Origin of the sequence: Phreatobacter stygius, from assembly GCF_005144885.1 — a bacterium.
In the GTDB taxonomy this organism is placed as follows: Bacteria; Pseudomonadota; Alphaproteobacteria; order Rhizobiales; family Phreatobacteraceae; genus Phreatobacter; species Phreatobacter stygius.
The window spans coordinates 3139509-3151975 of sequence record NZ_CP039690.1; the positions used below are offsets into that span (position 1 = coordinate 3139509).

13 protein-coding genes are annotated in these 12467 nt (G+C 66.0%); 11 read left to right on the forward strand and 2 right to left on the reverse strand.

The annotated features are described in order from the left end of the window. Positions 1 to 4: 4 nt before the first annotated feature. Positions 5 to 859, reverse strand: coding sequence for a LysR substrate-binding domain-containing protein (locus E8M01_RS14610; RefSeq protein WP_136964639.1), 855 nt, complete (start codon positions 857 to 859; stop codon positions 5 to 7). Positions 860 to 960: 101 nt separating this feature from the next. Here E8M01_RS14610 and E8M01_RS14615 point away from each other — a divergent pair, with 101 nt between their 5' ends. Beyond that, positions 961 to 1857: a DMT family transporter gene (locus tag E8M01_RS14615; RefSeq protein WP_136960780.1), complete on the forward strand. Its 897-nt coding sequence runs from the start codon at positions 961 to 963 to the stop codon at positions 1855 to 1857. Between the two features lie 17 nt (positions 1858 to 1874). On the opposite strand, the gene E8M01_RS14620 is transcribed toward E8M01_RS14615, so the two are convergent. Next, a complete protein-coding gene (locus tag E8M01_RS14620; RefSeq protein ID WP_246088738.1) occupies positions 1875 to 3725 on the reverse strand; it encodes an extracellular solute-binding protein in 1851 nt (616 codons plus the stop codon). A gap of 186 nt (positions 3726 to 3911) precedes the next feature. On the opposite strand from E8M01_RS14620, the gene E8M01_RS14625 reads away from it, so the two are divergent. The 10 genes from E8M01_RS14625 to E8M01_RS14670 all read left to right on the forward strand — a co-directional run bounded on the left by E8M01_RS14625 (position 3912) and on the right by E8M01_RS14670 (position 12340). Further along, positions 3912 to 4382 (forward strand): FxsA family protein, encoded by a 471-nt coding sequence (locus tag E8M01_RS14625; RefSeq protein WP_170181902.1) that lies wholly within the window; start codon positions 3912 to 3914, stop codon positions 4380 to 4382. Positions 4383 to 4506: 124 nt separating this feature from the next. Then, complete coding sequence (gene secB / locus E8M01_RS14630) at positions 4507 to 4989, forward strand: protein-export chaperone SecB (RefSeq protein ID WP_136960783.1); 483 nt, start codon at positions 4507 to 4509, stop codon at positions 4987 to 4989. Between the two features lie 136 nt (positions 4990 to 5125). Next, positions 5126 to 5773, forward strand: a complete 648-nt coding sequence (locus E8M01_RS14635; RefSeq protein ID WP_136960784.1) for a class I SAM-dependent methyltransferase — start codon at positions 5126 to 5128, stop codon at positions 5771 to 5773. Between the two features lie 132 nt (positions 5774 to 5905). Beyond that, positions 5906 to 6277 (forward strand): ribosome silencing factor, encoded by a 372-nt coding sequence (gene rsfS / locus E8M01_RS14640; RefSeq protein ID WP_136964640.1) that lies wholly within the window; start codon positions 5906 to 5908, stop codon positions 6275 to 6277. 27 nt (positions 6278 to 6304) lie between these two features. After that, positions 6305 to 6781 (forward strand): 23S rRNA (pseudouridine(1915)-N(3))-methyltransferase RlmH, encoded by a 477-nt coding sequence (rlmH, locus tag E8M01_RS14645; RefSeq protein ID WP_136960785.1) that lies wholly within the window; start codon positions 6305 to 6307, stop codon positions 6779 to 6781. Positions 6782 to 6869: 88 nt separating this feature from the next. Beyond that, positions 6870 to 7988, forward strand: coding sequence for an MFS transporter (locus tag E8M01_RS14650; protein ID WP_215908890.1), 1119 nt, complete (start codon positions 6870 to 6872; stop codon positions 7986 to 7988). A gap of 163 nt (positions 7989 to 8151) precedes the next feature. Then, positions 8152 to 9471 (forward strand): sn-glycerol-3-phosphate ABC transporter substrate-binding protein UgpB, encoded by a 1320-nt coding sequence (gene ugpB / locus E8M01_RS14655; protein WP_136960787.1) that lies wholly within the window; start codon positions 8152 to 8154, stop codon positions 9469 to 9471. Positions 9472 to 9529: 58 nt separating this feature from the next. Further along, positions 9530 to 10411, forward strand: coding sequence for a sn-glycerol-3-phosphate ABC transporter permease UgpA (ugpA, locus tag E8M01_RS14660; RefSeq protein WP_136960788.1), 882 nt, complete (start codon positions 9530 to 9532; stop codon positions 10409 to 10411). Then, positions 10411 to 11259, forward strand: coding sequence for a sn-glycerol-3-phosphate ABC transporter permease UgpE (ugpE, locus tag E8M01_RS14665; RefSeq protein ID WP_136960789.1), 849 nt, complete (start codon positions 10411 to 10413; stop codon positions 11257 to 11259). The genes ugpA and ugpE overlap by 1 nt, the downstream gene beginning before the upstream one ends. A gap of 10 nt (positions 11260 to 11269) precedes the next feature. Next, positions 11270 to 12340, forward strand: a complete 1071-nt coding sequence (locus tag E8M01_RS14670; protein WP_136960790.1) for a sn-glycerol-3-phosphate import ATP-binding protein UgpC — start codon at positions 11270 to 11272, stop codon at positions 12338 to 12340. The last annotated feature ends 127 nt before the right edge of the window (positions 12341 to 12467 follow it).

Sequence of the window (12467 nt, forward strand, 5' to 3'; positions counted from 1 at the left end):
CGGGTCATCGCCGTGACAGATCGCGGCGGAGAAAATCGTTCAGCCGATCGACCGCCGCCGTGGCTGGGGCCGGGCCGCGCAGGATGCCGATCTCCATATCGTCCAGCGGCGGCAAGCCTTCATTCTCGCCAATGATGCTGAGCGACGGCGGTGCGCTGCACGCGGCAAGGCCTGCAACGGCAAGTCCGGCCTGAACCACGGCGATCAGGCCGAGCAGGCTGGCGCTGGAATAGGTGCAGCGATAGGCGCGGTCGGCATTTTCGAGCGCCCGCAGAACATGGATGCGGGCGGCGCATCCCGGTTCGAACAGGGCAACCGGCAGAGGATCGTCCTCCCACGCCACATGGTGCGGCGAGGCAACCCAGACCAGGCGTTCCCGCCGCATCACTTCGAGCGGCTGCGCGGGCGAGCGTGTGACGATCGCCAGATCGAGCCGTCCCTCGCCGATGGTTTTCACCAGCGTGGTCGACGGTTCGCAGATCAGTTCCACCGTCACCAGGGGATGCTCCGCCGCGAAGCGCGACAGCACCGGCGGCAGCAGGAAAGCCGCGTAATCATCCGGCACGCCGAGACGCACCGAGCCGGCCTCTTCCGCGCGGCTGACGCTGGCCCAGGCCTCATCCGACAGTCTGAGCAGCCGGCGGGCATAGGTCAGGAAGCCTTCGCCGGTCTGGCTGAGGGTCACCGCTCGCGGCGAACGGATCAGCAGCTGTTTGCCGACCGCCAGCTCCAGCCGCTGCATCTGCATGCTGACGGCCGACTGACTGCGCCCGATCCGTGGCGCAGCGTTCGAGAAGCTGCCGGTCTCGACGACGGCAACGAAGGTTTTGACAAGATCGAGGTCGAGGGGCGGGGCCATATCGCTATCAGAATATCGAATGGCAACATCCAGGTCTATTCGTTTGCTTGGGGTGAAACCTGCTGGCTCACTGCCTGCCCGCACGGCGTGCAGGAGGCCTCATGCAACACGCACCTTCCGCCCGGTTTCCGGCCGCCGGTCTTGCCCTGGCCATGGCGATCACCGGCACCGTCGGCGCCTTCGCCACCGAGGCCGGGCTTGATCCGGTCACGACGGTGTTCTGGCGCTGCGTCTTCGCCACGGCGTTTCTCGCGACCTGGTGCATCCTTGCCCGCTCTCTGCCGGATCCGACACTTGCCGCATCGGGGCTCATCCGCGCGACGCTCGGCGGCGTCTGCATGGTGCTCAGCTGGACCGCTTTTTTTGCTGCCTTCGCCATGACCTCGATCGCGACGGCGACGATCGTCTATCATGTCCAGCCGTTTTTCGTGGTCCTGCTCGGCATCGTCTTTCTCGGCGAGCGGGTCACCCTCGACCAGGTCGTCTGGATGATCGGGGCCTTTGTCGGCCTCGTGCTGGCGAGCGGTCTTGTCGCCTCCTCCACGGCCGTCGGCGCGTCATGGGCGCTCGGGATCGCCACGGCGCTCGGCGGGGCGATGCTCTACGCGATCGCGACGATCCTCGCCAAAGGGCTCGATGGCCAGCGCCCGGACATCACCACGCTGTGCCAGACCGCCGCTGGAATCGTCATGCTTGCGCCGTTTGCCGACTTTGTCCGGCCCGTGTCGCCGGCGTCATGGGGCTGGCTGATCGGCATCGGAACGCTGCACACCGGCATAGCCTATATGCTGATGTACCGGGCCTATCCGCAGCTGACGACGCCGGTGATCGGCGTCCTCACCTTCATCTACCCGCTGGTCGCGATCATCATCGACTGGACCATCTATGGCCACCCGCTGGGATGGATGCAGGCGGTCGGCATGGCGCTGATCGCACTCGCGACCTTTGCCGTCCGGCTCGGCTGGCGCCTGCCGGGCCGGCCCGTGTGCCCGGTCTGACCGTCAGCCTCCTCGTCTCAGCGCGCACCGGTCTTCCGCGCCAAGGCCGCATCCCACCACCAGATGGCCGGGAAGGCCGGGCTGCCATAGTCGGGCATGCGATCGGGCCGGCCGAAGCGGTTCCAGCGGGCGGTGCGGGTCTCGGCCGAAAACCAGGTCGGGATCACGTATTGGTTGGCCAAAAGGACCCGGTCGAGCGCCTTGGTCGCCGCCACCAGCTCGGCCCGGTCCTTGGCGAAGATGACCCGGCTGATCAATTGGTCGACGGCCGGGTTCTTGATGCCGGCGCTGTTCAGCGTGCCGGGCCGGTCGGCGGCTTCCGAGCCGAAGAAGTCGCGCTGCTCGTTGCCCGGCGACAAGGACTGCGGATAGCCGCCGATGATCGCGTCGAAACGGCGCTCGTTCAGCCGGTTGATATATTGCGCGGTATCGACCAGCCGCGGGGTCAGTTCGATGCCGAGCCGGTCGAGCGCCGCCTTATAGGCCAGCGCATGGCGTTCGAAGGTCGGTCCGTTCAGCAGGAGTTCGATCTTCAGCGGCTGGCCGGTGCCGATCTCGACCATCCGCCGGTTGCGAACCTCGTAGCCCGCCTCGCGCATCAGCCGGATGGCCTCGCGCAGGTTCGCCCGCTGGGCGTCCTGGCTGCCATTGACCGGATTGGCATAAGGCGTGGTGAACACCTCGGGTGGCACCTGGGCGCGCACCGTTTCCAGAATGGCCAGCTCCTGGCCGGTCGGCAGGCCGCGGGCCGCGAGCTCGGTATCCTCGAAGAAGCTCGCCGTGCGCCGATAGGCGCTGAACATCAGGTTGGCGTTCATGCTCTCGAAATCGAACATCAGGTTGAGCGCCCGGCGCACCCTGACATCGCCGAACTTGGCCAGCCTGAGATTGAGGATGATCGCCTGCATGCCTGCCGGCATGCGGTCGGGAAAGGTTTCCAGCTTCACCCGGCCGTCGCGCACCGCCGGAAAATCGTAACCGGTCGCCCAATAGCGCGCGGTGTTCTCGTTGCGGAAATCGACCTGGTCGGCTTTGAACCCTTCGAGCTCCACGGTGTCGTCGCGATAGACCTCGAAGCGCAGCTCGTCGAAATTGTGCTGGCCGACATAGATCGGCAGGTCCCTGGCCCACCAGTCGGTCACCCGCTCCATCACCACGTTGCGGCCGGCCTCGAAGCTCCTGATCCGGTAGGGGCCCGAGCCGAGCGGCGGTTCCAGCGTCGTCTGCGAGATGTCGCGCCGGCGCCCCTGGGCATCGGTGCCTTCCCACCAATGGCGCGGCAGCACCTGCAACTGGCCGACGATCTGCGGTTTTTCCCGGTTGCCGGCACTGTCGAAGCTGAAGGTCACCTCGCGCTCGGCGGTTTTTTCCACGCGCACCACGTTGCGATAATAGAAACCCATGCGCGGGTCGTTCTTTTTCACCTGCTCCATGGTCCAGATCACGTCTTCCGGGGTGATCGGCCGGCCATCATGCCAGCGGGCGCTCGGATTGATCCGATAGGTGGCGGAGGAAAAATCATCGGGATGGCGCACGGCATCGGCGACCGCGCCATAAGCGGTGGAGATCTCGTCCGTCGCGTCCTCGAACAGCGGCATATAAAGCAGGCCGGCAATCGGCGGCGTCGCGCCGCGCGGCAGGATCTGGTTGAAACTGTCGAAGGCGCCGTCGATCGACAGGCGCGCCACGCCGCCTTTCGGCGCCTCGGGGTTGACATAACCGGTGTGCCGGAAGTCCGGCGGGTAGCGCAGCGCGCCGACCAGCGAGAGGCCGTGTCGCCAGGGCGGGGCATCCGCCGCCCGCACCTGGCCAAGGCCTGCGACCAGGCCGATGGAAAGGGCGCCGAAGGCGCGTCGGGTGGTGGGCATGGCGGTTCTCATTCCCGGCTGAAACTGGTCCGGGCTATCATAACCGGTGACGGTGCGACCGAAAGTCTGCTTGAATCTTGCGCGCCGGCACCACAGCTAAGGCGCTCGCCGGGATTTTTCTCAAAGGGGCTCATGGCCGGTGCGTGCCATAACCCTTGGGAGACATCCGGGCATAAGGGGAGTTTGATGATCCGGTTGCGCTGGCTGATCCTGGGAGTGATCGCACTTCCTTTTGTCGAATTTGCCGCCTTCTGGTGGGTCGCCGGACGTGTTGGCTTCTTCACGGCCCTGATCAGCGTCATTGCCACCTCGATGATCGGCGTGATGATCCTGAAGGGCGGTGCGCGGCTCTTGTTCACCCAGCTCGCCGCCGGCCGGGTCGTGCTGTTGAACCAGGGTGCGGCGCGCAGCGGCATGCTGACCGCCCTTGCCGGTCTGCTCCTGGCCATTCCCGGCTTCGTCACCGACCTGGCGGCCGTCGCGTTGCTGCTGCCGGCGCTCAAGGCGCTGCTGTTCGGCACGCGGGCGCTGACGCCACATGGCCCAAGCCGGACCCCGCCGCCGCCCGGCGTGGTCGATCTCGATCCGGGCGACTGGCGCGAGGAGACCGAACCGGCGCGGTCGCGCCGCCGGACCCGCCGCATCGATCGGGACTGACCGCCGTCGGATTGACCGCCGCCGGATCGAGCAGCGTTCTTGCCGGCTCCAGCCGCGCGTGCTAGCGAGCGCGCCGATCGCGCATTTTCTGCCGCCCGATGCGGCGTGAACGGAGACGACCCTGATGACCCCCAACGGCGGCAATGAAACGGAAGCCGCGCCTCAGCTCAACGTGCTGGCGCAGTATATCAAGGATCTCTCCTTCGAGAATCCCAACGCCCCGCGCTCGCTGATGCCCCAGCAGGAGCAGCCGGCGATCAATATCCAGATCAACGTCAACGCCAATCCGATGAGCGAGACGGAGTTCCAGATCGAGCTGACCATCGATGGCGATGCGCGCACCAAGGATCTGATCCTGTTCAAGTTCGAGCTGGTCTATGGCGGCATCTTCCGCATTGCCGGCGTGCCGGCCGAGGCGGTCCATCCGATCGTGCTGATCGAGTGCCCGCGCCTGCTGTTTCCCTTCGCGCGCCAGATCATCGCCAATTCGACCCGCGACGGCGGCTTCCCGCCGCTCTATCTCGACCCGGTCGATTTCGCCGCGCTCTATCGCCAGCGCATTGCCGAGAACCCGCAGGCTCCGGCCGGCCCGGCTTTGACCCAGTAAGGGCTTTGGCTCGCTAGGATTTGGCGGAGCCAGCAAGACTGGACGATCTCGTGACACGCGGAAAGCCGGGCTTCGCGCCCGGCTTTTTGCATTTTTTGAGGTAACGGCCCGATGGTGACGGCATGATGGTGACGGCATGATCTTGGATCGCGCGGCCTTCATCCGCGACAACACCCGGCTGCTCGCGGTGCCCCATGCGCCCGAGATCCGGCTGCATCTGGCAGACGAAGCGACCACGCTTTGGCAGAAGACCGAAGACGAGCTCGGTTCGATCGGCCTGCCGCCGCCGTTCTGGGCCTTTGCCTGGGCCGGTGGCCAGGCGCTGGCCCGCTATGTGCTGGATCAGCCGGCCCTCATTGCCGGCAAGTCGGTGCTCGATGTCGCGACCGGCTCCGGGCTTGTCGCCATTGCCGCCGCCAAGGCCGGTGCGTCCCGCGTCAGCGCGGTCGATATCGACGCCTTCGCCGAGGTCGCGGTGGCGCTCAATGCCGCGGCGAACGGGGTCGCGATCGAAGCCAGAACCGGCGATCCGACCGGCACCGATGACGGCTGGCAGGTGATTCTGGCCGGCGACATCTGCTATCAGCGCGACATGACGCAAGCCATGCTCGGCTGGCTCGGGCCGATCGCCGCGGCCGGCCGGACCGTATTGATCGGTGATCCCGGGCGCACCTATCTGCCGAGGGAGCGGCTTGAAAAGCTTGCCGAATATGAGGTTCCGGTGACCCGCGCGCTCGAGGATCTCGAGATCAAACGGACCGGGGTCTGGCGATTGATCGCGTGAGCCCGTCAGGCTGCGTTGTCTAATTGCCATGTTTTCGCGTATTATGAGGTTTGTGCGCCCGAGAGGCGCGAAGCAGAGAGGATCGGACCCCTGTCCACCACCAACCTGCCGGGACCGGCGAAGAGTGCGCCGCTGACCGGGACCCCCGCGACGAGCCCCGCTCCTGCCGAGGTCCTGAAAATCGTTCTCGAGACCCTTGAAGACAACAAGGCCGAGGAAATCCAGACAATCGACCTGAAGGGCAAGACTTCCATCGCCGACGCGATGGTGGTGTCGTCGGGACGTTCGCACCGTCATGTCGGCGCGCTCGCGGACTATCTGGTCCAGGCGCTGAAGGATGCCGGCGTGGTCCAGGTCCGGGTCGAAGGCGTACCCGCCTGCGACTGGGTGCTGGTGGATGCCGGCGACGTGATCATTCACGTGTTCCGCCCGGAAGTCCGCAGCTTCTACAATCTCGAGAAGATGTGGTCGGCGGCGCGTCCGGCCGAGCGGCTGGCCGGCTGAGCCCTCAGCGCTCGGGCCGGAATTCTCATGCGGCTGATCCTGGTCGCCGTCGGGCGGACGAAAGCCGGCCCGGAGACGGAACTGGCCGCGCGTTACCAAGATCGCGCGGCAAAAGCCGGCAAGGCGCTCGGATTTCGCGGCCTCGACGTGGTCACGCTCGACGAAAGCCGGGCGGCCGACGGCGCGCAGCGCAAGGCGGAGGAGGCCGGCGCCATTCGCCGCCAGCGCGTCGGCCGTCTCATCCTGCTCGACGAACGGGGAAAGAGCCTCGGCAGCGAAGCCTTCGCCGAGCGGCTCGGCCGCTGGAAGGACAAGAGCGAGGAGGCGGCGACCCTGGTCATTGGCGGTCCCGACGGTCTCGATCCGGCGCTCCACGCCGAGGCTGATCTGGTGCTCTCGTTCGGCGCCATGACCTGGCCGCACCAATTGGTGCGCGTCCTGGCGCTCGAGCAGCTCTATCGGGCCATGACGATCCTCGCCGGCCATCCCTATCACCGGGCATGACCGGCGCCACGGATCGGGAAAGATCGACAGGCCGTTCGTGAATGAACCTCGCATGACAGCCGCCGCCGGGGCAGGGCGCGCTCGCGCGATGCCTGCCTTGGCCGAGGCATCGACCCGGGCCGCCTTTTTCCTGGGGGGTTTCGGCATGGCGGCCTGGGCGCCACTGGTTCCCTTTGCCAAGGAGCGCGCCCATCTCGACGACGGTGCGCTCGGCCTGCTGCTGCTTTGCCTGGGCGCGGGTTCGCTGATCGCGATGCCGCTGGCCGGCGCCCTGGCGACCCGTCTCGGCTGCCGTGCGGTCATCTGGGCCGCCAGCCTGATGATCTGCGCGGCACTGCCATGGCTCGCCATCGGCGCAAGCCCGCTGTGGCTGGCCGCGGCGCTGCTGGTTTTTGGCGCCGGCGTCGGCGCCGTCGATGTCGCGGCCAACATCCAGGCGGTGACGGTCGAAGGGGCCGCCGGCCGCACCTTGATGTCGGGTTTCCATGGCCTCTTCAGCCTCGGCGGCATTGCCGGAGCCGGCGGCGTCAGCTTGCTGCTCTGGCTCGGAGCCTCGCCGTTATGGGCCATGCTGGTGGCCGCGGCGATCATTCTCGGCCTGATGGCGGGTTTTGGCCACGGCCTCCTGTCCCATGGCGGGGCTGACGGCGCGCCACTTTTCGTGCTTCCGCACGGCCGGGTGGTCCTGATCGGATGGCTCTGCTTCATCGTTTTCCTGGCCGAGGGCTCGATGCTCGACTGGAGCGCGGTCTTCCTGACCTCGGTGCGCGACGTCGCGCCGGCCCATGCCGGGCTCGGTTATGCGGGTTTTGCCGTCGCCATGACGCTCGGCCGGCTCAATGGCGACCGCGTCGTCCAGGCTCTGGGCGGACCGGCCGTTCTGGTCTTCGGCGGCATCTGCGCCGCATCGGGGTTCGGCCTGGCGATCCTGGTTCCTTCGTCCGCGGCGGCGCTCGCCGGCTTCACCATGGTCGGGCTCGGCGCCTCCAATGTGGTGCCGGTGCTCTATTCGGCGATCGGGCGGCAAACCGCGATGCCGCCGCCGCTCGCCGTGGCGGCGGTCACCACGGTCGGTTATGCCGGCATTCTGGCGGGCCCGGCCCTGATCGGTTTCCTGGCCCACGCGACCAGTCTGCCCTGGGCCTTCGCGGCGGTCGCGGGGCTGTTGGTGGCCGTCGCCGCCAGCGCCCGGATCGCCGGGCCTTAAGCGCCGTTGCGCGGCCGGGGAAATCTGCCGGACCGCCTCTTACTCTGTCATCGAAGCTTCACTAGAGTGTCATCTGTCCGTCGTTCGGCGGACCCAAGAACGGCACGGGTTTCGCCCGCAAAGCCGCATTGGCGCTCAGCCGCGCCCTTTGGGAGGTCTATCGATGTTGAATCGCCGTTTCATGCTGGCGGTTGCTGCCGCCGCCGCGCTCGTGTCCAGCCCCGCCTCGGCCCAGGTCGAGATCCAGTGGTGGCATGCGATGACCGGCGCCAACAACGAGGTGGTGGTCAAGCTGGCCGAGGAGTTCAACGCGTCGCAGCGCGAATTCCGGGTCGTGCCGACCTATAAGGGCTCCTATCCCGACACGATGAATGCCGGCATCGCCGCCTTCCGCGCCGGCAATGCACCGCACATCCTGCAGGTTTTCGAGGTTGGCACCGCCACCATGATGGCTGCCCGCGGCGCCATCAAGCCGGTCTACCAGTTGATGAGCGAGGCCAACGAGCCGTTCGACCCGCAAGCCTATCTGCCGGCGGTTGCCGGCTATTATTCGACCTCGCGCGGCGAGATGTTGTCCTTCCCGTTCAACTCCTCGTCCTCGGTCATGTGGTACAACAAGGACGCCTTCCGCCGCGCCGGCCTCAATCCGGATCAGCCGCCGCGCACCTGGCCTGATGTCTTCGAGGCGGCAAAAAAGCTGCGCGCAGCCGGTTACGACAAATGCGGCTTCTCGTCGGCCTGGATCACCTGGCTCAATATCGAGCAGTTCTCGCTCTGGCATAACGTGCCGCTGTCGACCCGGGCCAATGGCATTGACGGCTTCGACACCGAGCTCAGGTTCAATTCGCCGCTGCATGTCCGTCACCTGCAGAACCTGGTCGAACTGCAGCGCGACAATACCTTCAGCTATTCCGGCCGCACCAATACCGGTGAGGGCCGCTTCACCTCGGGCGAATGCCCGATCATGCTGACCTCGTCCGGCTTCTACGGCAACGTGCGCGCCAATGCGAAGTTCGAATGGGCCAACGCGGCGATGCCCTATTATCCCGACGTCGCCGGCGCGCCGCAGAACTCGACGCTGGGCGGCGCCTCGCTCTGGGTCATGGGCGGCCGGCCGGCCGCCGAATATCGTGGCGTGGCGCGCTTCTTCACCTTCCTTTCCGATGTCGACCGGCAGGCCAAGCTGCATACCGATTCCGGCTATCTGCCGATCACCCGGGCGGCTTACGCGAAAGTGAAGGCTTCGGGCTTCTACGTGCAGAACCCCTATCTCGAGACGCCGCTTCTGGAGCTGACCAACAAGGAGCCGACCGAGAATTCCCGCGGCCTGCGGCTTGGCAACATGGTGCAGCTGCGCGACGTCTGGGCCGAAGAGATCGAAGCCGCGCTGGCCGGCCAGAAGCCGGCGCAGGCCGCGCTCGACGCGGCCGTGGCGCGCGGCAACACCATGCTTCGCCAGTTCGAGCGTACCGTCACGCGCTGATCGAGGCGATGCCGGAGCGGGCTTAAGGCCCGCTCCGGAACGTGCCTTCGGGGGGATCATGGAAAAACGGGTCGTTTTCGACGGCAAGTTGCTGCCCTACATGCTGCTTCTGCCGCAGCTCGCCGTCACGCTGGTCTTCTTCTATTGGCCGGCGGGCCAGGCGGTCTGGCAGTCGTTCCTGATCCAGGATGCCTTCGGCCTATCGACGGAATTCGTCTGGCTGGAAAACTATTCCGACCTGTTGTCCAAGCCGGAATATTACAAGTCGATGGTGACGACCGCGATCTTTTCCGCCCTGGTCGCCTGCCTGTCGCTGTCGCTGTCGCTGTTCCTGGCGATCCAGGCCGACAAGCAGATCCGCGGCACCGGCGCCTACAAGGCCTTCCTGATGTGGCCTTATGCGGTTGCCCCCGCCATTGCCGGCGTGCTCTGGCTGTTCATGTTCCAGCCCTCGCTCGGCCTGATCGCCCAGGCGCTCCGCTCGCTCGGCTTCGACTGGAACCCGCTGTTGAACGGCAATCACGCCATGACGCTGGTGGTCATGGCCGCGACCTGGAAGCAGATCAGCTATAATTTCCTGTTCTTCCTGGCCGGCCTGCAGTCGATTCCGAAGAGCGTCATCGAGGCCGCCGCGATCGACGGCGCGGGGCCGATGCGCCGGTTCTGGACCATCATCTTCCCGTTATTGTCGCCGACCACCTTCTTCCTGCTGGTGGTCAACATCGTCTACGTCTTCTTCGACACGTTCGGCATCATCGACGCGACCACCAGCGGCGGCCCGGCCAAGGCCACCGAAACCCTGGTCTACAAGGTCTATTCCGACGGTCGCCTGGGCGGCGATCTCGGCGGTTCGGCGGCGCAGTCGGTGATCTTGATGATCATGGTGATCGGGCTCACCGCCATCCAGTTCCGCTATGTCGAGCGCAAGGTCCAATACTGATGGTCGAGCGCAAGCGTTTCCTGGATTTCCTGCCGCACCTGGTGCTGCTCGTCGGCATCATGATCGTGGCCTTCCCGGTCTATGTCGCCTTCGTCGCCTCGACCTGGGACGCCTCGACCATCTCCAACGGCCAGATGCCGCTGCGGCCCGGGCCCTATTTCCTGGAGAACTACTACAAGACCATTTTTGTCGGCACGGCCTCGTCGACCCGCGAGCCGGTCGGCGGCATGATGCTGAACAGCCTGGTGATGGCGCTGACCATTGCCATCGGCAAGATCATGATCTCGATCGTTTCGGCCTTCGCCGTGGTCTATTTCCGCTTTCCGTTCCGGATGACCGCCTTCTGGGTGATCTTCATGACCCTGATGCTGCCGGTCGAGGTGCGCATCTATCCGACCTACAAGATCGTCGCCGATCTCGGCCTGCTCGACACCTATGCCGGCCTGACCATCCCGCTGATCGCCTCGGCGACCGCGACGCTCTTGTTCCGCCAGTTCTTCATGACCGTGCCGGACGAACTGGTCGAGGCCTCGAAGATCGACGGCGCCAGCGCCATGCAATTCTTCAAGGACACACTGCTGCCGCTGTCGATCACCTCGATCGCGGCGATGTTCGTGATCCAGTTCATCTATGGCTGGAACCAGTATCTCTGGCCGCTCCTGATCACCACCCGCGACGACATGCAGACCATCGTCATCGGCATCAAGAAGATGATCGTCACCCAGGATGCGCTGACCGAATGGCAGCTGGCCATGGCGACCGCGATCCTCGCCATGCTGCCGCCGGTCCTGGTGGTGGTGATCATGCAGAAGCTCTTCGTGAAGGGCCTCGTCGAGACGGAAAAATGAGGACATATCGATGAGCGAGGTCATTCTCGACCAGGTCCGCAAGGTCTATCCCGGCGGCGTCGAAGCCGTGAAGGGGGTCGATATCAAGGTGCCGACCGGCGCGTTTTGCGTGCTGGTCGGACCGTCCGGCTGCGGCAAATCCACACTCCTGCGCATGATCGCCGGGCTGGAAACCATCACCGGCGGCTCGATCACCATTGGCGGGGTCGTCTGCAACCAGCTGGAGCCGGCCGAACGCGACATCGCCATGGTGTTCCAGAACTACGCGCTCTATCCGCATATGAGCGTCTACGACAACATGGCCTATGGCCTGCGCAACCGCGGCACGCCCAAGCCCGAGATCGACACGCGCGTCCGTGAGGCGGCCCGTATCCTGGAAATCACGCCGTTCCTCGAGCGCAAGCCGCGCGCGCTCTCCGGCGGCCAGCGCCAGCGCGTCGCCATGGGCCGCGCCATCGTGCGCAAGCCCAAGGCTTTCCTGTTCGACGAGCCCCTGTCCAATCTCGATGCCAAGCTGCGCATGCAGATGCGGGTCGAGATCAAGAAGCTGCAGCGGGCGCTCGGGACCACCTCGGTCTATGTCACCCATGACCAGCTCGAGGCCATGACGCTGGCCGACATCCTGGTGGTGATGAACCGGGGCGAGGTCGAGCAGGCCGGCAGTCCGCTCGATCTCTACGAGCGGCCGGCGACCACCTTCGTCGCGAGCTTCATCGGCGCGCCGCCGATGAACCTGATCAAGGTTGCCCAGGGACCGAACGGGCCGGTGCTTGCAGGCGTCACCGGTGGCAAGGGCCTGGCCGTACCGGCCGGCGGTGCGCTGCTCGGCATTCGGCCCGAGCACCTGACCCTGGTGACCGGGCCGGTGCCGGACGACGCGGTCGGCCTGACCTTTCCGGTTTCGGCGGTCGAGGCGGTCGGTGCCGAAACCTTCGTCTACGGCCCGCTCGACGGCAACGGTTTGGAGATCATCGCCCGGCTGCCGGGCAAGGCGCTGCTGGCCCCCGGCACGCCGGTCTCGGTCATGGCGACCGCCGATCACCTGCACCTGTTCGATCCCGACAGCGGCAAGCGGCTGTAGGATTGCAGCCCTGCCACCGGATGGCTCCCACGCCGCGCCGATCTTGAACCTGCTCGCCGCGACCTCCATATTCCAGAGGTCGCGGAACGCTCCGTGACGCTGGGCGCCTTCGGGGCCCGGCCGATGT